Annotated in this window: 21 protein-coding genes; 2 read left to right on the top strand and 19 right to left on the bottom strand. The window is 59.3% G+C overall.

Annotated features, from left to right (window positions below; translation table 11 throughout):
- The 10 genes from J3489_RS27800 to J3489_RS27755 all read right to left on the bottom strand — a co-directional run.
- The coding region (locus tag J3489_RS27800; protein ID WP_207003699.1) for an MFS transporter at nucleotides 1-636 on the bottom strand (636 nt) is incomplete at its 3' end.
- Nucleotides 637-787: 151 nt separating this feature from the next.
- Nucleotides 788-1,159, bottom strand: a complete 372-nt coding sequence (locus J3489_RS27795; protein WP_207003694.1) for a tautomerase family protein — start codon at nucleotides 1,157-1,159, stop codon at nucleotides 788-790.
- A gap of 301 nt (nucleotides 1,160-1,460) precedes the next feature.
- Complete coding sequence (locus tag J3489_RS27790) at nucleotides 1,461-2,639, bottom strand: porin (RefSeq protein WP_207003693.1); 1,179 nt, start codon at nucleotides 2,637-2,639, stop codon at nucleotides 1,461-1,463.
- A 650-nt stretch (nucleotides 2,640-3,289) separates the two neighbouring features.
- The gene (locus tag J3489_RS27785) at nucleotides 3,290-3,631 is read right to left on the bottom strand and encodes a hypothetical protein (protein ID WP_207003690.1); all 342 of its coding nucleotides are present in this window, start codon (nucleotides 3,629-3,631) and stop codon (nucleotides 3,290-3,292) included.
- Nucleotides 3,632-4,349: 718 nt separating this feature from the next.
- Nucleotides 4,350-4,553 carry a thioredoxin domain-containing protein gene (locus tag J3489_RS27780; RefSeq protein ID WP_207003688.1) on the bottom strand — a complete coding sequence of 68 codons (204 nt, stop codon included), beginning with the start codon at nucleotides 4,551-4,553 and terminating at the stop codon, nucleotides 4,350-4,352.
- Between the two features lie 294 nt (nucleotides 4,554-4,847).
- A complete protein-coding gene (locus J3489_RS27775) occupies nucleotides 4,848-5,378 on the bottom strand; it encodes an AraC family ligand binding domain-containing protein (RefSeq protein ID WP_207003686.1) in 531 nt (176 codons plus the stop codon).
- A gap of 104 nt (nucleotides 5,379-5,482) precedes the next feature.
- Entirely contained in the window at nucleotides 5,483-6,673 is a 1,191-nt protein-coding gene (locus J3489_RS27770) for a thiolase family protein (RefSeq protein WP_207003684.1), read from the bottom strand.
- A 57-nt stretch (nucleotides 6,674-6,730) separates the two neighbouring features.
- Nucleotides 6,731-7,522, bottom strand: coding sequence for a glutathione S-transferase family protein (locus J3489_RS27765; RefSeq protein WP_207003682.1), 792 nt, complete (start codon nucleotides 7,520-7,522; stop codon nucleotides 6,731-6,733).
- 26 nt (nucleotides 7,523-7,548) lie between these two features.
- Complete coding sequence (locus J3489_RS27760) at nucleotides 7,549-8,244, bottom strand: glutathione binding-like protein (protein ID WP_207003680.1); 696 nt, start codon at nucleotides 8,242-8,244, stop codon at nucleotides 7,549-7,551.
- A gap of 176 nt (nucleotides 8,245-8,420) precedes the next feature.
- Nucleotides 8,421-8,858, bottom strand: coding sequence for a tautomerase family protein (locus J3489_RS27755; RefSeq protein ID WP_207003678.1), 438 nt, complete (start codon nucleotides 8,856-8,858; stop codon nucleotides 8,421-8,423).
- Nucleotides 8,859-9,230: 372 nt separating this feature from the next.
- Here J3489_RS27755 and J3489_RS27750 point away from each other — a divergent pair, with 372 nt between their 5' ends.
- On the top strand, nucleotides 9,231-9,812 hold the full coding sequence (locus J3489_RS27750; RefSeq protein ID WP_207003676.1) for a TetR/AcrR family transcriptional regulator: 582 nt from the start codon (nucleotides 9,231-9,233) through the stop codon (nucleotides 9,810-9,812).
- Nucleotides 9,813-10,294: 482 nt separating this feature from the next.
- On the opposite strand, the gene gor is transcribed toward J3489_RS27750, so the two are convergent.
- Nucleotides 10,295-11,704: a glutathione-disulfide reductase gene (gene gor / locus J3489_RS27745; protein WP_207003674.1), complete on the bottom strand. Its 1,410-nt coding sequence runs from the start codon at nucleotides 11,702-11,704 to the stop codon at nucleotides 10,295-10,297.
- Between the two features lie 255 nt (nucleotides 11,705-11,959).
- Here gor and J3489_RS27740 point away from each other — a divergent pair, with 255 nt between their 5' ends.
- Entirely contained in the window at nucleotides 11,960-13,333 is a 1,374-nt protein-coding gene (locus tag J3489_RS27740; protein WP_207003672.1) for an MFS transporter, read from the top strand.
- A 277-nt stretch (nucleotides 13,334-13,610) separates the two neighbouring features.
- Here J3489_RS27740 and J3489_RS27735 read toward each other — a convergent pair whose 3' ends face one another.
- The 8 genes from J3489_RS27735 to J3489_RS27700 all read right to left on the bottom strand — a co-directional run bounded on the left by J3489_RS27735 (nucleotide 13,611) and on the right by J3489_RS27700 (nucleotide 22,011).
- Nucleotides 13,611-14,990 carry a BilD N-terminal domain-containing protein gene (locus tag J3489_RS27735; RefSeq protein ID WP_207003670.1) on the bottom strand — a complete coding sequence of 460 codons (1,380 nt, stop codon included), beginning with the start codon at nucleotides 14,988-14,990 and terminating at the stop codon, nucleotides 13,611-13,613.
- A gap of 5 nt (nucleotides 14,991-14,995) precedes the next feature.
- Entirely contained in the window at nucleotides 14,996-15,511 is a 516-nt protein-coding gene (locus tag J3489_RS27730) for a hypothetical protein (protein WP_207003668.1), read from the bottom strand.
- On the bottom strand, nucleotides 15,465-15,938 hold the full coding sequence (locus tag J3489_RS27725; RefSeq protein WP_207003666.1) for a DUF7665 family protein: 474 nt from the start codon (nucleotides 15,936-15,938) through the stop codon (nucleotides 15,465-15,467). The genes J3489_RS27730 and J3489_RS27725 overlap by 47 nt, the downstream gene beginning before the upstream one ends.
- Nucleotides 15,939-15,954: 16 nt before the next feature.
- Nucleotides 15,955-16,434 (bottom strand): hypothetical protein, encoded by a 480-nt coding sequence (locus tag J3489_RS27720; RefSeq protein WP_207003665.1) that lies wholly within the window; start codon nucleotides 16,432-16,434, stop codon nucleotides 15,955-15,957.
- 102 nt (nucleotides 16,435-16,536) lie between these two features.
- Nucleotides 16,537-19,932 carry an ATP-dependent helicase gene (locus J3489_RS27715; RefSeq protein WP_207003664.1) on the bottom strand — a complete coding sequence of 1,132 codons (3,396 nt, stop codon included), beginning with the start codon at nucleotides 19,930-19,932 and terminating at the stop codon, nucleotides 16,537-16,539.
- Between the two features lie 47 nt (nucleotides 19,933-19,979).
- Nucleotides 19,980-20,618 carry a hypothetical protein gene (locus tag J3489_RS27710; protein ID WP_207003654.1) on the bottom strand — a complete coding sequence of 213 codons (639 nt, stop codon included), beginning with the start codon at nucleotides 20,616-20,618 and terminating at the stop codon, nucleotides 19,980-19,982.
- Nucleotides 20,615-21,379, bottom strand: coding sequence for a sigma factor-like helix-turn-helix DNA-binding protein (locus J3489_RS27705; protein WP_207003652.1), 765 nt, complete (start codon nucleotides 21,377-21,379; stop codon nucleotides 20,615-20,617). Before J3489_RS27705 ends, J3489_RS27710 begins: the two co-directional genes overlap by 4 nt.
- A 95-nt stretch (nucleotides 21,380-21,474) precedes the next feature.
- On the bottom strand, nucleotides 21,475-22,011 hold the full coding sequence (locus tag J3489_RS27700; protein ID WP_207003650.1) for a hypothetical protein: 537 nt from the start codon (nucleotides 22,009-22,011) through the stop codon (nucleotides 21,475-21,477).
- Nucleotide 22,012 lies beyond the last annotated feature (1 nt).

The following is a 22,012-nucleotide window of genomic DNA, read 5'->3' as shown; positions in this document are numbered from 1 at the left end:
GCCGGTATCAAGCACTTCGCGGAACGCTGGGGGTTCCTCGATTCGCAGCCGAATCACTAGGCCTACTATGACGAGCAGGGCGCTGAACACAAAGGGAACGCGCCAGCCCCACGAAAAGAACTCCGCTTCGGGCAAACGACTGACCAGCTCCATGCCTACGGTTGCAAGACATAGGCCCGCGGGTACGCCCATCTGGGGAAAGCTCCCATAAAGGCCGCGTCTTCCCTCCGGCGCATGCTCTACCGCGATCAGCGCGGCGCCTCCCCACTCGCCGCCTACTGCCAGCCCTTGCAGTACGCGCAACGCGATGAGAAGAGCGGGAGCCACCATACCGATGCTCTTGTATGCGGGTACGAGACCGATGATCGCCGTGGAGATTCCCATGCCTAGCAACGTCGTGACGAGCACAAATTTGCGGCCTACGCGGTCGCCAAGGTGGCCTGCTATGATGCCGCCGAATGGGCGCGCGATGAAACCAACTGCGAAAGTCCCGAAAGCGAGGAGTGTTCCGGTTAGGGGATCACCGCTTGGAAAATAGAGTTTGCCGAAAACGAGTGCGGCGGTGATGCCATAGAGGAAAAAGTCGTACCATTCGATCGTGCTGCCAATGAAGCTAGCGGCGGCAATCGTCCGCATCTTCGTCTGCGACGCTCTTTTGGCGCGCGGAGCCGGTTTGTCCAATTTTGTCTCCTTGTTGCAAGCGTATGCAATCTGTCGCGTTATACCTGGCGCTTGTTGTCAGGACGCCGACCCGTGGCAATCGGACGCCAGTCTTCGTTCTCTTCGCTCAGGCGTAGGGTGGGTCGGGGAGCTCCTTGCCTCCCCGAATAATGTACTTCGGTACGTATTCGAGCAGACCGGTTTCAATCTTCTCCTCGGAGATACCCGTGCATTCGCTGAAGATCGCGCTAATCTTCTTGACGAGAGAAATCTTGGCTTCTTCGGAGCGGCCGCTACGGATGTTGCACATGATGAGCGTGTCGCCCCCCGGCTTTCCGCCGACGTAGCTGCTTTCAGCCGCCAGGTCGTTGAAGACCACACTAATGATGTTCAACGGCGACTTGATGGTTTCGTGCACCGCGGACGTTATCTCTTTGGCGATGCGTCGTTTGGCATCGACGTCCAGACCGGCTCGGGTATTGCAAACAATGATCGGCACGACAATCTCCTTTCGGTTAAAGGTTGATTTAGTTATCCGGTGGTCAGGCTTTGGAGACCAAATTAGCGGCTACGCGACAGATGCGGAAATACGAGTTGGAGCTAGCCGGCATAGGCCAATCCTATCTCCCTCGCCTTTGCTGGCGTTGTGCGGTATTGCTGACCGGCTGATAGGGGAAACACCCTATCAGCCGGTCAGTTCGCTCGTCGCTATGGGAGCAGATAGACGGGTTCTGTCGCGGTAAGGCAAACCGGATCTGCTGCGCCGTCTGAAACAGGCACTAAGGTAATGCTGAAAAGGCTTAGAAGCGGAGACGCATGCCAGCCGTCACAGCGATTTGATTGCTCGTCGTCGATGCGCCACCGCTGGTAGTGTTGTTGATCATCGCGCCGATGGTTTGGCCGTTCAGGCCTTCCCCGTTCATCACGTGCTGGTATTCGCCCTGCAGGTACACGGTCGTCAGCTTCGACAAGTAGTAGGCGGCCTGCAGGTTAATTTGGCCCCACTTCGGCTGCGAGCCCGAGCCGAAATTGGCTTGCGTGTACGTGTACGAGCTTGCGAGGCTTAGCGTCGATATGGGGTTATAGCGGACATTAAATTCGAAGTTCTGGAAGTGGACGCTGTTGCCATCAAACGAGATGGCCTGGCCGGCGAGGGTCGGGTTGATGCCGAAGCCTTGCGTCAGGTTCGTTTGCGAGTACACGAAGCCAACCGTTGCCCGGCCGAACACATAGTTCGCACCTACGCCCCAGGTCTGCTGACGGTCCGCGAGGAGCGTGTTGTCGCCGGTGAGCGCGCCTGCGCTGTTCACGGAGGCAAGCGCCGCGGCCGGAGTGGCGCCCGACAGGCCGTTGTTCAGCTGCAGGTACGCAGCCGCGACAGTCAGGCCGCCGTAGTTGTACGAAGCGCCCGCGCTGTACGCTCGGTTGTTCGAGAATTGGCCTGCAGTGTTCGAGAAGCCATACAACGCACCGAACTTGAAGCCGTCGTAGTTCACACTCTTGAACTTGGCCGAATTGTTCACGCGGAACGCATTGTTCAGATTGTCGTTATCGAACGGGTGAGCGGTGTACGTGCCGCCGAATTGCGTCCCGGGCAGGCTCAGCGGTCCGACGAAGTCGACAATGCTGTCGTATTGGCGACCGAGGGTCACCGTACCGAAACGATCGCTAGACAGGCCGACGAGCGCTTGACGGCCGAATTCCCGGCCGCCTTGGCCGAGCGTGCCGTTGTTGGTGCTAAAGCCGTTTTCCAATATGAAGGTGGCCTTCAAACCGCCACCGAGGTCCTCGAAACCAAGCAGGCCCCAGCGGTTGGGGTTGACCTCGGCGGTCGTTTGTTGCCAGTTGGCGTGGCCCTTTACGTTGTTCGTATATGTGATGCCCCCGTCGATCAGGCCATACAGCGTGACGCTGCTTTGTGCATGAGCTGCGGTTGCAAAAACGCCCGACAGGGCAGCAAACATAAGTCTCTTTTTCATATTTGTTAACTCCAGGATAGGAGGGCGGGCTCTTTGGGCCCAATTTTTAGGAAGTCCGTGTCACGCGGTCATGCTTGGTAGGGAAGCCGCACGATCGCGTGCCGGCGCGCAAAGCGCGTCTGTTGACCACACAAGACCACCCATTGCGCATCGGTGATCGATGTATCCGTCCGCCTTGATCGTCGCGAATTCGCCGGCTGGAATGAGGCCACGGTTGTCTCACCCTTAGCACGAAGTTCATCAGAGTGTTGTGCTTGGCGTCGCCGGTAGGATTGCCGCCGCGGATCTGCCTGGGCTCGTTGAGAAAAGACTCGCCGGTTTGCCGAGCATCACATGCGCGGCCACACAGTAGCCGCACCTTGAGGGTTTATTGACCATAAGATTGTCTTGTCTCCATTTACTTCTTGTCGAGCAAGCCTGCGTCGAGTACGCCCTCTGCATTCATGCTGAGGGAGCTTATTCGCACCCAGCTTGCTTAAATTCTTGACGAGCGAGGCGCAGCGTTGACGCCCCACCGACGGAGCGTTCTTGATGCTCGGGTGGTGCCTTCCACGCCTTCCGCGAGTAGCTCATCCGCCGTCAATGCCATCCGCTGCTCCGTCTCGCCGTCTCGTAAAATTTTGTCGCGACAGTTGTAGCTAGGCTGGGCCCTATTTCGTAGGCACCTCCTCGATCCTGTCGCCTGCCTTTGCAATGGGAATGATCCACCATGGCGTCTCGACATCTGCGGGAGCGGGACCGTAGACGGCTATAAAGTGCTGGTCATTGGAGAAATGCCGACTGACGCCCTGGAACGCGTCCTTGTCTGAGTCGGGAAGCACGACCATGATGTGCGGGCCGACATAGACCCATTTCTTGACCTGGCTGGGATCTTTATCCGAAATTAGACGCTGTCCTCCCTGCTCCTTTGCCTCGCCCGCGAGCATGAAGGACAGTCCAACGCGATCGATGTCCGGCTTCTTCCCAGCGAGGGTCGCCGAGAGCCACTTCATCGTGGTCTCGTCCACGCACATCGGGTCGTGCTGAGGCCTTCCGGGCATGTCGGGCATGCACGTCCAACCATTGGTGCCCTGGCGAAGCACCCTGCCATGAGACATTGACATTCCATCCTTCATAGTCGCAGGCCAATCGATTACGGTTGCGTGCTCCGTGATGGTGCCAGGGCCCCCGCTCAATGCATTTCGGATTTTCCACTCGTCAGAATGCGCTGACGTGGTGAACGTGCCGGGCGGCAAGGGCGCTGTAGCAGTCGACAGATCTTCGGCAGAAGCTATCGATGAAATCGCCACAACGCTGGCAGCTAGAGCTAGATACAGAATGCTTCTGGTCATTACGGTCTCCGTGGTCCTCTCTGGGGGGGGGCCTTGCGACGTCAGTGGTGCTTAGTTTGCGATTTTTCCTTGCGACGTCAGCGCTGCTCACTTTCGCACATCGTGCAGCCTGTCATTCGCCTGTTTCAGCGGCGCGTTCGCCTCCATCGGCCATGAACCGCCCCGGAAACATCGGAGACTTCATGGAAGGCAAAGATCCGGGCGTCTGGAAGGGAAGGCCACCACGCATGGACTGGTCGACCAGATCGGCGTCGTGCACGGAATCGACCGCAAAGATTACTTGCGATAAAGCCCGATGCCAGATAGACGACGATCGGGCCCGCAGAATATATGATCGAAATCCGCGAGCTCCAGGCCACGGCGTCAGCTTCGCCCATCGCTAGATCTCTTCGCGTATCCACTTTTCCGTTGCTGGAAGTCTCGTGGGCGCTTCGTTACCGATAGCCGGGAAGAATGCGCCGAGAAGCACAGGTACCCGGTGGATCTGCGCGTTGGTCTCCTTCGCCACGTTTGGCAATTCCAGGTGTGCCAGATAGGATGTCGGGCTAGCGACATCGAAATAGAATTTGATGACTTTGGACATACGCGGGTTGCTCTTGCGTGAGTAAGGAGATTAAGACGACCAGCGTCCCATGTACGGACGAAGGTCAAGTGCAAAGGTTCGGGCGGTTCGCGGCTGGCAATGGATGCGCTGCACGATGAGACTATTCCATCAGCTACGCCACGCTCAGGGACCAGGTTGCCAATAGTTAACTGCCTCGGGACTTTAGAGCAGTTCTACTTTAAGGGTTGCTGCGAAGCGGACCTGGATCGTCAATTTAGGATCCGCCCCGCCGCGTCTTAAAGGGCGGGCGTGCCAGAGCCCCGCGCCGGAGTATCAGTTCTTCGCCCAGGGCGTTGGAGCCGGGGTCTCGCAGAACGGCTCGACAATCTCTTCCGGGATCATGCCGTCTGGTGTGCCGGTCATGGCGATCTCCAGGAAGCACATGTCTGGACTGTAGTCGTAGAGGTAATGGGCAATGCCCGGCGGCATGTTGACAAAGTCACTGGTCTCTACAAACGTTGGCTTGCCCTCGTACATGAAGCGGGCCCAACCGCTCACCATATAGATCGCATGGAAACCGAGTTTGTGGCGATGCCAGCCGGTGCCGTATTCCGGCGCCTCGTTGGCTCGGACGAGGTGCACGTCGAGGCGGTTGCCCGTAGCCTGTCGGATACCCGGGTCGGCGTAGCGGAAGAAGTCACGCAGGCCCAACTTGGTCCAGACCAAATCGCGACCCTTGGCGTGATGGAATTTGTTTACTGGACCCGAACCATTGAGACCGGCCGAATATTCGGCCGAGCAAATCGAGAGGGCGTCATTTTCGTCCTCGGTGAACGCCGTGGGTTGGGTCGGGAGGGCAGACATGTCAAGCTCCATTGTGAACAGAAAACAGCGGTGAGGGTCCGCGGCGAATCAGAAAGAGAAGAGCCTCACTGGAACAAAGCCGCGGCCGATCGACTTCGGGAGCGTTAACTGATCGTCTCGAGTGCGAGCGCGATGCCCTGGCCGCCGCCGATGCACATCGTGACGATCCCCCGCCTGAGACCATCGCGACGCATCGAATGGATGAGGCGGGTTGTCAGCACCGCGCCGGTGGCGCCGATCGCATGTCCGTGGGCGATTGCGCCGCCTTCGACATTGACGACGTCAGGGGAAAGCCCGAGCTCGTGCGTGACGGCGATGGCGATCGCGGCGAAGGCCTCGTTGATCTCGATGCGCTCGACATCGCCGAGCCTCCACCCCGCCCGGTCGAGCGCTTGACGGACAGCGGGGATCGGCCCGAGGCCGAACATGCCGGGCTCGACGGCGGCGATGCCGTAGGAAACGAGGTGGGCAACGGGCGCGAGGCCGCGCGCTTCCGCCCAGTCTCGGTCGGCGAGAACTACAGCGGCCGCGCCACTGTTGACGCCGGGGGCATTGCCAGCCGTGATCGTCCCATTCTTGCGAAATGCCGGCTTCAATGCCGCGAGGGTTTCGAGCGTCGTCCGCGGCCGATTGTGCTCGTCCGTATCGAAGATCGTCACGCCCTTGCGGTCGGGAAACTGGAGCGGGACAATCTCTTCCTCGAACTTTCCTGCGGCCTGCGCCTCGGAAAAGCGCTGCTGCGAGCGCAGTGCCCACTCGTCCTGCGCCTCGCGGCCAATCTGGAATTTCTCGGCGAGATCCTCGGTGTGCCAGCCCGAGTGCTCGTCCGAAAAAGCGTCGTTGAGGCCGTCGCGCAGCATGCTGTCGTAGAGCAGACCATCGCCCATCCGATGGCCCCAGCGGCCACGTACAACGAGATAGGGTGCGAGATCCATGTTCTCCATGCCGCCAGCGACCGCGGCGTTGACCGAGCCGAGAAGGATCTCCTGCGCCGCAGAGACGATGGCTTGCGCTCCTGAACCGCAAACGCGATTCACGGTCATCGCCGGCACCGACACCGGCAGGCCGCCATGGATTGCCGCTTGGCGCGCGGGATTCATCTTTGCGCCGGCCTGAATGACGTTACCCATGGCCACCGTGCCAACCTCGTCGGGCTTGAGGCCAGCGCGCGTGATGGCCGCTTTGATGACTGCGGCGCCGAGATCGGGCGCCGCAATTTCTTTGAGGCTCCCCCCGAATGTCCCGAGGGCCGTGCGGACCGGAGCTGCAATAACGACAGAGCGTGTCAATGCCATGATTAAGTATCCTTACCAATGAACCGAGAGAGGGGGCGACGGTCAGAGCGGCTTGGCCTAGCGTGCGGGAGCCAAGAGGGTACTGACCTTGGGCCAGGGATCGATCGAAGCATTCTTGAACGGCGCCCAATCGCCATCCGTCATTCGCTTCCACAGCGTGTCCTCAGTCGAGGGGCGATCACGCATGCGTTGCCACCAGGCGGCGACGCCCGGACGGTTAGCCCACATCTTGTCGAGTCCAAGCAGCTCAAGCCGCGCGATGTATGGAATGACCGCGGCTTCCGCAAGCGAATAGGCCTCGCCCGCGAGATAGGCACCCGCTCGCGCCGATTCGTCGATCCACGACAGCAGTTTCTCGTAGTGCTTCACCGCTTCCACCACGTAGGGTGATTCAAGCCCGCGCGCGGCCGTGTCGCGCAAGTAGTCTGCGCGTTTGGGAATGGGGGTCTTGGCCAGCTCTGCTTCCCGCTCCTCATCGCTCAACTTGAGGAGCCGATCTCGGAAGCAGGTCGCGAAGCTCAGAATCGTGCAGGAGCTATGGACGTATTCGTCGATGAGCTTGCAATAGAGTCGCACCTTGGCACGAAGCTTCGGGTCACGTGGCATCAATGCCGGTTCGGGGAAAACCTCATCTAGGTAGTGGAGGATGACCGACGACTCCACGACCACATAACCATCGTGCACCAGCGTGGGGACGGCGGCGTTTGGGTTGAGCTTCATGTAGGCGGGGTCGAACTGATCGCCTGAGAGCGTCATTAGATGTTCCTTTGCCTCGAGACCTTTTTCTTGGAGTGCTAAGCGCACCTTGTGGGAACTGGCAGAGTTGATGATGTGATATAGCTCGAGCACGTGTTGCTCCCTCTTCCTTCCTTGGGTTACGGGGCGACCGCTGCAGCTTGGCCAAAAAGGATGCTGCGCGACACCTCGTTCACCGTGGGCTGCGTGTTGATGGTCTTTGCAATCGCGTACGCGCGCTCGACGGCGGGACGGGCTCGGATCGTTTCGAGCCAGCGTTTGAGATGGGGGAAGTCCTCAAGGCGCTGCCCCTGCCGCTCGTGGAGGACGATCCAGGGGTAGCTCGCCATGTCGGCGATGGAATACGCGCCAGCGATGAATTCCCGATCGGCTAGACGCTTGTTCATAACGCCATAGAGCCGATTGGTCTCTTTGACGTACCGGTCGATCGCATAGGGAATTTTTTCGAGCGCGTAGGTGCTGAAATGATGGTTCTGGCCTGCCATCGGGCCAAGGCCGCCGACCTGCCAGAACAGCCACTGCAGCACCTCCGTCCGTTCGCGCAAGTCTTTGGGCAGAAACTTTCCCGTCTTCTCGGCCAAGTAGAGCAAGATCTCGCCCGACTCGAAGACGCTGATCGGCGGCCCCGCCTCGGCCGGATCGTCGTCGATGATCGCGGGAATACGGTTGTTCGGCGAAATCTTGAGGAACTCCGGCTTGAACTGGTCGCCGGCGCTGATATTGACCGGCACGATGCGATAGGCAAGCCCGCTCTCCTCAAGGAAGGTTGTAATCTTGTGGCCATTGGGTGTGGTCCAGTAGTGAAGCTCGATCATCACTCATCCTTTCATTAGTCGAGTAGTACGAGCGAGCGCAACCCTCGCTGTTCTCTTGTGCAGTGCGCTCCGCGGAAATTCTGCGATTGCCACACTGGGGCGCCATAACCGCCTCTGCATCACCCGCCTCTGCATCACGGTTCGCGCGGAGACGGCGCCCCAGCGTGTCGAATCTGTCAGGCCAAGGCTTTGAGCCTTTCTTGCAAGTCCTCGGACAGCGACGAGAACCATGCTTCCTCCTGCCCCGGAAGCGGCAGGATGCGGCCGTACTCGGTTAGATTCTCCGCGGGAAGGTCGGACAGGTAGACCCACACCGCGTCCTCGGGGGCGCCAGTGACCCGACTGACGTCCTGCATCATCCGATGAAGCATCCGCTCCTTTTGCGCGGTTGTCCGTCCGGCACGAATATCGCCTCGAATCCAAATCTGATCAGCAGGCCCCGGTTGGTTGCCAAGGTAGCAACTGCCCGGTGCGACGTCCTGGAAGAACACAAGGACAAAATAACGTGCCGCGCGGGCCTCCTCGTGATGAATGTCGGTAATACTGCGAGCGATTTCCGCTTTTTGGGCTGGCGTCAGCCGTCCAGCAGTGGCGGTGCAAACGTAGGTCGGCATTCGTATCTCCTTTCAGTTAAATGCGATGCTTGCCCTGGGAGGTTGCCGCCAGGCGACAAGCATGAACGCTACGTTGTGTAGCGTGTGCTACAGAATATGTGGCATTGATCTGGGAGTCAAGAGAAGATTCGATCTAGCAAAAGTACCGGCGAATGTGCAGCACCATAGCGGCATGTAGGTTAGCTTGCTATTCTGTGGCATCTGCTGTAAAATGACCCCTTGTTTGGCTGTCTGTGTTAGGCACGACGGGTGCCGGTTGGACCGGCCTCCGCGTATCAGGCGTCCGGCCGTCGGGGGGCGAAGTTACGGCGGGACTGTGACAGGGTTACGGAATGGCAGCTGGGCCGCCGTTTGACGCACTGGGAGAACGTGGTGGTAAGACCAAGAGAATTCGATGAAGAGAACGTGTTGGATATAGCGATGCAGTGCTTCTGGGACCGCGGCTTCGGAACGACGTCGGTTCGCGACCTAGCAGATCAGATGGGCATTACCCAGACCAGCCTCTACAACACGTTCGGTGATAAGCGCGCGCTCTACGCACGTGCTCTGGAGTACTACCTAGCCCAGGGCAATCGCGCGCGGATCAAGCGGGTGGAAGAATTGACGCCCACGGAGGCGATTGAGGAATTCTTCAAGGGGATCGTCGAGGACTCTATCGCAGATAAGGCGCTGCGCGGCTGTATGCTTGTCAACACGGGGCTTGAGATCGCGCCGCATGATCCGGAATTCCGTAAACTGGTGGCGAGAGAATTCACTTTCATCGAGGATTTTTTCCGCAGCCACGTCGAGGCAGGGCAAACGAGCGGGGCGATACGACAGGACGTTTCAGCGGGCCAATTGGCAAAGATGCTACTCAGCGTGTTGTTAGGGTTGCGTGTCTTGGCGCGAAGCCGTCCGCAGCGAGCGGTGCTCGATGGCGCTGTCCAAGCCGCTCTGGCCGTAATGCATATCTGATCGCTCGGGATAACGCCATCAGTACTCGGTGCGATGTTGGCTCGCGCACGTACTTCGCTGTCGGTCTAAATGTGCGCTCCCTCGCGCTCATCGGGATATCCTCCGACAGGAGCGCAATCGGAAGAGGGCCCAGCGAGCCGATCATGGGGCGATAATGGCTAATTGCGCTCAGTCATGGTCGGCCGCGTCGCGACCACTGTCCCCGCCAATGGCTGACACCGATTCTCCACCCGCTGCCGATAGGCCTTCGCCGATCCGGTGCTCCTTGCCACCGGACGGAAACCGCTGCGGCGGCAGCATCGGCAGGGACCGTCGGCGACCGTCAAGGCGAAAGCAATCCGCCGTCGGCCATCTCGATGGCCCGCCGAGTGCCGGCCAGGCGAATGATCTAAGCGGATGCCAACGCCCCCCGTGCCGCGCCAGCTGCGGTCCATCGGCGCGCTGGCGAACAATTTCTTGGCCGTTTCCGGCCTCACCTCCTGCTATTGGGCGGCCTTCGCAACAGGATCGGGGAGCTTGTCGTGCATAGTGACAAACTCCTCGGCAGCGGTCGGGTGGATGCCTACCGTTTGATCGAACTGCCGCTTGGTGGCGCCACACTTGAGTGCGATAGCCAGGCCCTGGACGATCTCGGGCGCTTCGGCGCCTAGCATGTGGCAGCCCAGCACACGGTCGGTTGCGCGATCGACCACGAGCTTCATCATCGTGCGCTCTTCGCGCCCGGTCAGTGCATGCTTCATCGGGCGGAACCGCGTGCGATAGACGTCTACGGCGCCGAACATGGCACGGGCCTGCGCCTCGGTCAGACCGACCGTCGCAATTGGCGGTTGACTGAATATGGCGGTCGGCACGCCGGTCGGATCGAATTTGGTCGGATTGTCGTTGAACAGGGTCTCAGCAAGCGCCCGCGCTTCAGCGATCGCGACCGGCGTCAGGTTAAGGCGGTTGGTCACGTCGCCGACGGCATAGATCGACGGCACGCAAGTCCGCGACCATTCGTCGACCGCGATAGCCCCGGTCTCGTCGGTCGGAATGCCGACGTTTTCGAGCCCTATGCCCTCGGTATTGGCCCGAAAGGCGGACGAATGGGCGCGCGTGTTGGGCTCGCGGCCCGTAGCATAGAGCACCTGATCAACCTCGATCGCGGCGTCGCCCATCGTCGTCAGCGTCAGCCCTGCCGCCCCCTTATCAATACGAGCGATCTCAGTGTGGGAACGAATCTGGATGCCCTGGCGAATGAGCGCCTCGGTCAGGCTCTCGCGCACGTCATCGTCGAAGCCGCGCAACACGCGCTCGCCACGGATGACCAGCGTTACCACACTACCCAGGGCCGCAAAGATGCCGGCAAACTCGACCGCAATATAGCCGCCGCCGACGACCGCGATACGTCTCGGCAGCGCAGGCAGGTCGAGCGCCTCATTCGATGAGATCGAATGCTCGATGCCGGGGATCTCGGGCCCCACTGGCCGGGCACCGGTCGCGATCAAGATGCGCGCGGTGGTGAAGCGCTCGCCGCCGACCTCGACCGTGTGCGGATCGATAATCCTGCCGCGCTTCTCGTGGAGCTTCACGCCGCTGTCGGCGAGCAGCTTTTTGTAGATGCCATTGAGCCGGTCGGTCTCGCGATTCTTGGCCGCAACCAGGCTCGTCCAGTCGAACTGGGTCTCGCCGACCGTCCAGCCGTAGCCCGCGGCGTCGGCGAACTCCTCGGCAAAATGTGCTCCGTAGACGAGCAGCTTCTTTGGCACGCAGCCGCGGATTACGCAGGTGCCGCCGACCCGGCTGTCCTCGCAAATACCAACCCGGGCGCCGTAGGAAGCAGCCCGACGTGAGCCGGAAACGCCGCCGGAGCCGGCCCCGATGGTGAAGAGATCGAAATCGTAGCCTGCCATGATGCCGTCGATGCCTCCTTTGTCAAATGCGCTGCCAAGGCCCTGTTCAGAGAACCGCGCGCCGCCCTTCGAGCCAAACGACGGCGGTCAAGTGTGTATTATGAAGCGCTTGCTATAAAACGTCAAGGATATAATTACTAGTGGTTCGGAGCTTAGAATCACCTAAACAAATGCGATTGTTAGCTTACCTTGCTTTTCTTTTGGATACCGCTTATTCTGACGCGATCGCTACAAAACAAACTAGGAGACAGGATCATGAACAAGGAAGCTGAGATCAACATTCAGCAATTCATCAACGCGCAGCGACTATCGGCGTTTCAGATAGGGGTGTTGGTCCTGTGTTCCGCGGTCATGGCGCTCGACGGCTTCGACCTAGTGGCAATGGGCTTTATCGCACCGGCCTTGCGTGCGAGCTGGCATTTGACGGCAACGGAGCTGGCGCCGCTGTTTGGCGCCGGCTTGTTCGGCCTGATGATCGGCTCCTTCGTCTTCGGACCGCTCGCAGACAAGGTTGGTCGCAAGAAGTTACTGCTCTTAACGACGATTTTTTTCGGCCTGGCGAGTCTTGCCTCAGCTCAGTCGAGCTCGGTCATCGAACTCACGATCCTGCGCTTCCTGACGGGTATGGGGCTCGGCGGCGCCATACCGAGCGCCGTCGCGCTTACTTCCGAATTCTGCCCCGACCGGCGCCGCTCGTTCCTGACTACCGTTATGTACTGCGGCTTCTTTGTGGGTTCGACGCTTGGCGGGTTGGCAGCGGCCCATCTCGTCGCTGATTTTGGCTGGGCCTCGATCCTGCTGACCGGGGGTGTCTTGCCCTTGGCCCTTGCCCCCGTCCTCGCATGGGCACTCCCGGAATCGGCGCACTTCCTCGTGCTGAAGCGCTCTCAGGCGGAGCGCATTGCCGAGATCCTAAATCGCATCGCCCCTACGGCCGATCTGGCCGGGGCGCGCTTCACTAGCACCACACGGCCTGCGAATCCAATCGGGCAGTTGTTCAAGCCGGGCCTCGCGACGGGCACGTTGCTGCTCTGGCTGAGCTACTTCACGAGTCTCATGGTCTACTATCTGCTGTCGAACTGGCTTCCGACGATCATCAGCAGCGCCGGGATGTCGCTAAAGGACGCCTCGCTCTTGACGCTGCTCCTGCCGCTAGGCAGTACGGTGGGGGCGCTCCTGCTGGGTGTGCTTATGGATCGGATGAACCCACACTTCGTACTGGGCATCTCATTCGCGGCGTCCGCCCTGTTCGTAGCCCTGATCGGCAGCGTCATCAGCTTGCCAGCGCTCCTTGCCACAGCGATTTTCTGCGTTGGCTTCTCCCTGGGCGGAGGGTGTATCGGCAACAATGTGTTGGCTGCCGGCTTCTACCCGACGGCCAACCGGACGACCGGCGTCGCTTGGGCCAATGCCGTCGGCCGCGGCGGCTCGGTTGTGGGATCGATGATCGGGGGCATCCTCGTTAGCGGGCTCGGCCTGCCGACCGCCTGCGTGATCGTCGCTATCCCCACCGTCATCGCCGGCGTCTCGTACTTCGCCAAGGCACAGCTGGCGCCGCAACCGTCTCATGACCCCGACGCCGGATCCGCGGAAAGCTCAACGCTCACGGAGACGGCCGCCCAGATTTGAACCATCCGTCGCCTGCGGTCCGACGGCACTCAGGAGATACCGGCAAGAGACCAGCCCTACATTCTTGCTTGAAACCGCTGGAGGTCAATGCCACACCACGCCAACGCAACGCTGAATGGGGTGTATCGGGATCGGGTAGAGCAACTGTTCTCGACGTTTGTTGAAGTTGCTCGCACAGAACCGTCATGCTCGCTTACCGAGGAAGAACTCATATGAAAATGGCGCTGCCGCATGAAGAATCAACTGCGGCAGCACGGCCCAATGTGGTCCAGCCAAACTAGAGCTGACCGGACGATCGCGCCAAGACAAATCCAGGATTAAAAGTCGTCAGGTCAGTTGTGCTGCCGGACACGGTACGGTGATCGACAGCTCGCAGGTCAAGGTCAATCGACTCATGCAACTGTCCACCGTGAAGAAAACGCAGCAGTTCCGAAACTGCGAGGGCTGCGGCGCCGCATCCAACAAACGCGGCGCCCACTGCTTTCCCCGCCAGCGTCGTCATGCCACATTGATCCAGGACGCCAGCACTTCTGAGCCGTTTGTACTCGTCGGGAATGTGTTCGGCGTCCGCCGGAGGCGTGTCCTTCCAGATTTCGTCCGCTGTACGCCGGCCGGGCAATGTGTGCATGCGCAACGAGCGAAAATCGTCGTGCCTGCTTCCCAGCCCGGTTTCGATGACAAGGCCGAACCCGACCTTGTCGAGTGCGCGCCGGCCCGGAGAATTATCGAGACCGCAGAATGCGACGGATGGATCGGTGCTAGAGAGATGAACGCCGGCGTCGAACAGTCGTTCGATAATCGACGTCCGGAATCCTCGCCGTTCTGCCCAGCCGGCCATTTCGCGCGTCTTTCGGCGACCAACCATCGACGGGCACGACAGGATTGATGTGCTTGGAGTGGACGGGCCAATCACGTCCGTATCTTGCAGCACAAGCTGCAAGGGTGCGGACGGCTCATAAGGAAGCAGTCCAAGGCACCACAAATAGGCCTGACCGACATGTCCTAGCCCGATCAGCCACAATTTTTCGGGCAATATTGAGAGGGCGGGTGCATCGTCTGCTGCCGTGAGCCAGTTCCGTTCGTGTGGCGCCCACAGCGACATTCCGACTGTGAAATGCCCCACGGTAGGCGCCTTTGTCCGGACATGCTCGAATGCTTCGGCGACGGCGAGCGACGCCGCAAGTACAGGCGCCAAAGGCATAGCGGGCGGTCGGGCGGCATCTGAAAGGGTGTCCGCGTAATCCACCGGCACGATACCGGCGCGCCAGCCGTCAAACACGGTACGAATGTGAAAGAGCCCACATCGCGTGCTCGCGCTTCCAATACGGATGCGCGGAGCGTCATCTGGAGCGTGGTCAGTCCTCCCACCACACGCGATGACGGCGTCCTTGACAGTCGCGCCCAAGGGGAGCGGGACAAGCAGCGGCTTCGCTTCGCACCCTTCGACATACACGCCGCCGTGAAAAATGCGTGACGCGAGGCTGACGAGCGTGACCAGAGCAATCTGTCCGTCTTCGCGTTCGAGATGTCTCGCGTCGATTTCGATGATAAGCCCGTATCCGGCAAAGATAGCGTACGCTTCTTCGATAGAAGCTTCGCCGCTGTCGACCAGCTGCTTGATGGTTCGATCAAGCGTTTCGGGTCCGATATCGATCATTGTGCTCACCATCCGATGTAGAAGAAGCGTTTCCGGTCGCGACCGTGAATTGCGTCCCAGCCTCCGTCGTGCCGGTATTCGTAAATACCGATGTCATCGCGTCTGATCGGCGCGCGTGCAAAATCCGGGATGATCAACGACAGGTGGCCGGCGACGGAAAGCATCGGATGGTCGCGATCAGATTGACTCTGATGCGACGAGCCGGGGTGGACATGTACGTCCGCCACAACGCTTTCCTGGCGCTCGCGGCAGATCGCCCAGAGTTTCCCGTAATGCTGTCCATCGAACGTCACAATGCCGGTATCGAGGCTGTGCGGATCGAGGTCGTCGTAGAGGACGTAATGCATGATGTGTCTGTGGCCGCTATCCTTTGAGCCAAGCAGGAACGCACCGCTCTCGCGACGGCCGCGCCCCCTTTCGCGCAGGTCCTGAAGGAGTTGTTTCCAGATGCGGGTAGGGCACGACAAACGATGGTCAGGTGCCAGCAGGTGGCGCATAGTCCGGGCAATTGAGAAGTTCATGTACGAGTTCCAGATAGTGCGTGATACCGACCGACGGTTGCCATATCTTCGATGGCATCTGCTGCAGCCAGACATCATGTCCGCTCAGAGCAACACGGTCACATGGGAGGTACAGCGCCTGCCCTCCAATCCAATCTGTGCGGAAAACTTCTTTCACACGCCCGTTTCCGTTGCGGCTTCTCGGAAAGAGCGCATGAGCGAGTTCGGCATTTTTGTCCCTGCTCCATAGTCGGGACGTTGGCGGGGAGGCGGGATAGTTGCTGAGATCGAACCGCAGACGGTAGCGCAACCCGTCCAGCGCGGTCACATCAATCAGGGCGATCGGCCATTCGAGCGACACGAGCTTCCAGCGCCCTTCAAGCTCTCCGAGCATGAAGGGCGCCTTGAGCAGGTCACTGCGAAACGCCTTTTCATCGGGCGTGTGCACGTGGACCTCCGTGGGCTCAGCCCTGGATGCGATGGCTAGGCAGCAGATCGAATGCGACCGAGCATTCGCGGCCGCTCGTGAGCGCGCCGACGTGCGTCGTCACGACAGGGCGGTCGTTGGTACCAGTCAGCTGCAGTTGCAGATGGCCTTTTTCGGTCTCGGCGATATGGAACTTGTCTTCCGCCCAGCGCAGCACTTTGCCGACTGTCGTCGAAGGCGAGAACTTGTGGTGCGCCGTGTGCACGTCGTAATGCACGGTGACCTCGATGTGCTGGCAGCGGTGCGCGTGCAGCTTGTGCTGTTGGCCTTCGACGAGGGTGATTTCGAGCAGCTCGGCCGTCAACGGCTCGTCGCCGTCTTCGACAAAGATCAGCACTTCTTCGACGGCAATCACATCGCCGCCCATTGCTGCCTGGAGTGCTTCGGGTTTGCGCTCGACTGCCTCGTCGAGAACCTGGTATTCGCGCTGGCCCGCGCGTTGGAAGAAGATCGCCATGGTGTGGTTTCCCATTGAGTGGGAGCCGTCTAGCGCGATGTACGCTACTGCGCTCCCTTATCATGTAAACCGTCTGGCGATTGCGAAACCGGCAAGCAGGTTTCACAAATTCTTTGGATCAATCTCTCCGCCTGGAGAGGCGTCGCAAATAAAGAAGTGCGGGCAGCGGGGACAACGCATGTCGTCGCGATCGGCCGGGAAGTCGCAACGACGCATTGAATTGAGCATCTGCTCACACTTCTCAGACTGGGACATCAGATTCTTGTCCGTTGTTTCAAGAATCCTGCGCTCGGCAGTGGTCAGCGACACAACTTCGATAGCGTAGCGCTTCCCATACGCGTGGCGTCCCGCCAGATGATGCATGGTCGCATCGAGCGTGTCGTCTTCCTTTTTCGGTATTCGCTTCGTCAGGACGTATCGGATGATGCAGGTTCCGTCTCCGGTCTGCGTCACATCGTGACCTTTGACGCGGATGCTGACGGACGAGCTTGCAAACGGGACGTCGACATCCCGTGCGGCCGAAACCGCTCCTTCAGCCTTGAATGCGAGTAGTTGCCTCGCCATTCGATGTGCAAGCGCGTTGTAGCGGGCGGCGTAGGCGTGCCCGGTCGGCCCGCGCTCGAGCCAAAGACGTTCAAACTCCGCTGCGACGACTGCCGCATCCGCTGGACCGAGTTTGGGTCGCTCGCTCACCCAATTCACGAGACGATGAATGCAGTCGTGCGTACGTGCGAAAGCGCTATTTCTCTGTGCGGTCAGAATCCCGACAACGTAGCTGTAAAAAAACCTCCGGGGGCATTTGTCATAGGCCCGCAGCCGCGTCTGACTTACGGTCAGTTGGGCCGGCCAGCGGACTCGTGGCTGGTCGACCGGAACGGTTGAAGCCTCGGTGGCGAAGGGCTCGACAGTTGACGTCTTGACACGAGTTCCGAGGCGTTGCAGATAGGGCGAAGCTCCCCTGTTCTGCGTCTTCTGCGTTTCGGACCGGTACAAATGGAGTCGCCTGCGAGCGCGGGACAGCGCCACGAAGAAAAGACATTCTTCCTCGTCATTGTGCGTCACGTCGCGAGCTTCCTTGGCCGACAGTCCTGCGTAGCCAGAGATCATGCCATCCGGCGGCGGACACTTGTCCGCCTGTCTGTTGGTAGGGACACTTGACTTGGAGAGGCCGGGAAGGTGAACCACGTCGAACTCGAGGCCCTTACTGCCATGCACGGTCAGAAGGCGGACCGCGTCGAGATGAGTCGCTTCATCTGGCACGACGCGCAGGTCGCGCTCTTCTGTCATCAGCACCAGCTGCCGGATCCGATCGAGCAATTGTTGTACGGGATGTGCCGATTTCTTTCGCGCCGGCTGGCTGAGGAAGTCGAGAAATTGCCAGATGGCGACAGCTCGCATGCGGTCCGGAATGGAGCCAGACACCGCCAGGTCACGGGTGACCGTCGACCGTTCCAGCAGGTAGCTGCTCAGGAACTCCCAAGGCGAGTCAAGTGCGAGACCGTCCAGGTCCTGCCGCAATGTGGAGAGCGCGGCCTGTCCGGCGAGCGACAAGGACTCGATCGAAGCATCCGGCTCCAGCCACGCCAGCGGAGCAGAGTCGGGGCGCTGGGCATGCCGGATGACAGCGGTCGCGTCCTCAAGCGACATCCGATACCTGGGCATAGTGGCAACGCGAATCAGGCCGCCGGCGAATTTCTCGGCGACGAGACTCATCAGAGAGAGCAGGTCGCGGATTTCGCTGCGCTCGAAGAGACTTCCGAGATAAAGGACCGGAATTCCTCGCGCTTCCAACCCGTTTGCAATCGCGGCCAACCTCGCATTGGTCCTGCAGAGGACCGCCTGCTGCGAATATCCAAAGCCCTGTCCGTGGTGCGCAAGAATGCTCGAGGCAATGGCGTCAACCTCTGCTTCGAGCGTAGGCGAAGCAGTGAAATAAAGAGGGGTGCCGCTCGCACCAGCGTTGGCTTCGAGCGAAAGCGGCAATATGCCTCGGGATGCCCCCATGGGACCAGCAAATTTGACAAAAGCGTCGACAATCTCCGTCGACGAGCGGTAGTTAACTTCGAGCCGCGACTGGTCCGCTCCCGCGAAATCGGAGCCGAAGTTCGACATGTTGGCCGGAGCTGCGCCACGAAACCGGTAAATCGATTGCCTCGGATCTCCGACGACCCAGAGGCGGTTTCCGGCGCCAACAATGCCCTTAAGCATCTGTACGCTGGCGTAGTTGACATCCTGATATTCATCTACCAATACATGCCGATGGCGCTCCTGAACCTGCTGACGGATAGTGTCATCACTGGCGAGCAGCAGCGCAGGGCGCATGACCAAGTCGCCGAAGTCAACCGCCCCATGACTCTTCAGCATCTTCTGGTACTCGTCGTAGATTACAGCTACCTCCAAGCTTTTTTCGGCTGCTTCCTCTGCTGCCGCCGGATCTGCAGAGGCGGACACCGCGCTTCGCATCTGTTCGCCGAGCCGACGGTATTCCTGCGGGTCGATGAGCTCGTCTTTGGCCCTGGAAATGGCGACGAGAACATCCTTCAGAATTCTTGCAGGGTCTGAGAGGCTGTAGTAGTGCTGCAGCGGCAGCACGGGAAGAAGCTCCTCGAGCGCATCGATGGAATCGCTGCGATCATAGATGGGCGGATCGGAAGGCAGGTCCAGTTGGTCGTAATACCGACGCACCAGATCGAGTCCAAACGAGTGAAAGGTCCCCACCCAAACACGTCGGGCCTTCTCTCCAAGCGCAAGCTGCAGCCGGTCCGTTATTTCGGTGGCAGCCTTATTCGAGAAAGTGAGGACGAGGACAGATTCGGGCGCCACTCCTTCCTCGACCAGATCGACGATTCGCGCTATGAGCGTGCGAGTTTTGCCAGTTCCGGGCCCAGCAATCAGCTGAAACGGGGTTGAACGATGGGCGACAGCTGACTTTTGTGTGGGATCAAGCCCGACAGCACTCGTCGAGGGGGTTTCTGACGGAGGCTCTGGTTGTGGCGGAAGCAGAAGAGCATCCAGCAATTGCTGTTTGATGAGTCGGCTGGGCAGGCTGGTCGCAGAACAGATGTCGATTACGCTCATACCCTGGTCAAGGTATAGCCCTTCGCAAAGTTCGCGAGGTAGCAAGAGTTCCCGGGCAAATACATTGGCCTCGAGTTCACGCCGCTCATGTGGACCATAGTCTCCTACCTTGCTGGAGGGCGCCTGGCTCGGCTGCGCCGATGCACCGGCCATATCATCCTCGTTGCAAAAGAGGTGCTCCACGTGAAGACAGGCGTGGCCAATCTCATGGGCCGCCACGACCGCCATCTCTATGAATGACGCTCCCTTTTCGAGGTAGATATCTCCGCTTTGCGGATCAAGCACTCCCTTTGCCCCCTTCAGTTGTTTATGACCAGAGGGAAGAGGGATGATTTCAAGTTCAAGGTCCTTCGCTGCAGCATTAATCAGGGCCTTGATGTCAAGGGGATCCACGCCTGCAGCCACCAGTTTCGTATGCAACTCTACAGCTCGTTGTCTTGCCCCACGAAACGAACTCATTGTTGTCCTCAGTCGAGAAGGGACCTAATTTGCTCTTCATCTAGTCCGGAGTGCATTAAAGCTTCCTCGAAGCTTTCCTTCGAGGTGCTGTGTGGCTTGTCGTCGGCCTTGAAACTTGCCATGGGTGATACCGCAGATGGCGAGTTGAGAAATTGCAGAATCACTTGAACACTCGCATTAAGCTCATGTGCAAGACGCTTTGTGAAGCGTTGCGAGATCGTTGTGGAATCAATCTCCCGGTCGCGTAGCTGATTCAAAACTACTGTGTTTATTCCAAGCCGGGAAGCGAGGCTCCTGTAGGCCGGTCTCTCAAGAGAACTCAGTCGGTTTTCGATAGTTTTGGCATCTTCCTGAGGTTCTCCGAACACACACCCAGTCTCTTCGAAGTATCGGCTCTGGAACACACTCACAGATATTGCCGCTTCCTCGATATCTTGAGAGTCAATGCTCCTTGTTTCATCTTCACATTGACTTGCCTCCAGACTTGCGTCCATAAGCTGGGACGCAAGACTCCTCAACTGGGACTCAAATTGGGGATACTTCTCGATGTATGAGTCGAGAAGTTGCTGGTCGGGGGTGTCCTGTTCAACGGAAAATTGTATTAATACTTCGCGCAGCACAGGAGACGATTTCTTGATGGAAGTCATTGACGCTCCTTGAATTTCGACAGCTTCTTGGTAGCACTCGTGAGGCGGTTGCGGATGGTGCGCTCGCTGAGGTTGAGTTTTTTGGAAATCGTTTCCTCGTCGGCATCCTTTGAACTCGTCTTCACCCCTTTGAGATAGCGTAGTTCAAGAATCGAACGTTCTTCATCTGAAAGGGCGTGAAACGCACGGATGATCTGCGCGCCGAGGGCGGCTTTTTCCGGTCCCGTCAGGCCCCGGCTGTCGTCGAGGGACGTGACGTCGATAAATTCGCTGTTGTCTACCAGATCCTCACTGGACTGATGCATCGAGTACCAGCGCTCGTTCTCCTCGAGCCGGTCAAGCACGAAGAAATACAACGCTTTCGCGAAGCGGACCTCGAAGTAGTCCACCTCGTCGCTGGCCGGATCCGCAGCATCTTCGGCCAACAGTTTTGCGATCGCTGAACAGGTTTCCATGACCAGCTCGTCGGGGTTGCCGGGGCGGCGTGCGAGCCAAGGTCGTATCAGGTGCCTGACCCGCGCCATAAAGACCTGAAAGAGTGCATAGAAATCGTCGGACCGTCGGTCCTTGCCGGCTATGCGCAGCAGGTGGAGAAGCACTTCGTGCCGGATGTAGCCGCCCGCACGATAGTCAAGATTTTCGGCTGTGCTTGCGACAATCTTTGCGTCGACCGTCTCCCACTGGGCGATATCGTCATCGACGGTCGAAAGGCGTTTGTAAATTTCACCTTCCGCATTTCTTCGAGTTAAGGGCCTTGGCAAGATGTCCTCCTCTGACGAGCGCCATCCCAGTAAACCGGTCCGGCGCCATCAAACCGGCAAAATTTTTTCGACTCGCAACACGACGCCGGCACGCCTCATTCAAACAGGCGTTTGATTTCATCCTCGGACAGGCCGGATTCCCGTGCGACCGTAGTGAAAGGACTGGCTTCGTCGGCGATAACCGGCTTCGCGTCCGACTGGAACATGCCGCCGACCGTAGGTGCGGGCGGCAGCGATAGATACTGTCGGAGCGTTTCAATCGTTACGCGTAGTCCGGCAGCGAGCCGCTCCAGAAAGATGGCCGGGAAGTCGGAGAGCAACACTTCGCGGTCCCTGATGCGATTGAGGAACATGGTGTTGATGCCCAGTTCATGAGCCAGATTCCTGTATTCCGGCCGCTCGATGTCCGAGAAGGGATTCACGCTGCCGGTCGATGCTTCCTTCGCCTCGCTGCCGGCAGCGGCCACTTGAGCGCGTGCAAGTGCATCTCGACCTTGCTGGGCGAGAGTGTGGACATCGAAGCCTTCTTCCTGAAAGAACGCCGTCACCTCATTGTCGGAGGCGTTCGTCAGGAAGTCGACAGTGCTGTGTTCAAGGGCGCGGTCGAACTGCGTTTTCTTGCTGGCGTTCATA

Origin of the sequence: Trinickia mobilis, from assembly GCF_017315705.1 — a bacterium.
Lineage (GTDB): Bacteria > Pseudomonadota > Gammaproteobacteria > Burkholderiales > Burkholderiaceae > Trinickia_A > Trinickia_A mobilis.
The sequence above is the reverse complement of the archived record's forward strand: the minus strand, read 5'-3'. Positions and strand labels throughout refer to the sequence as shown.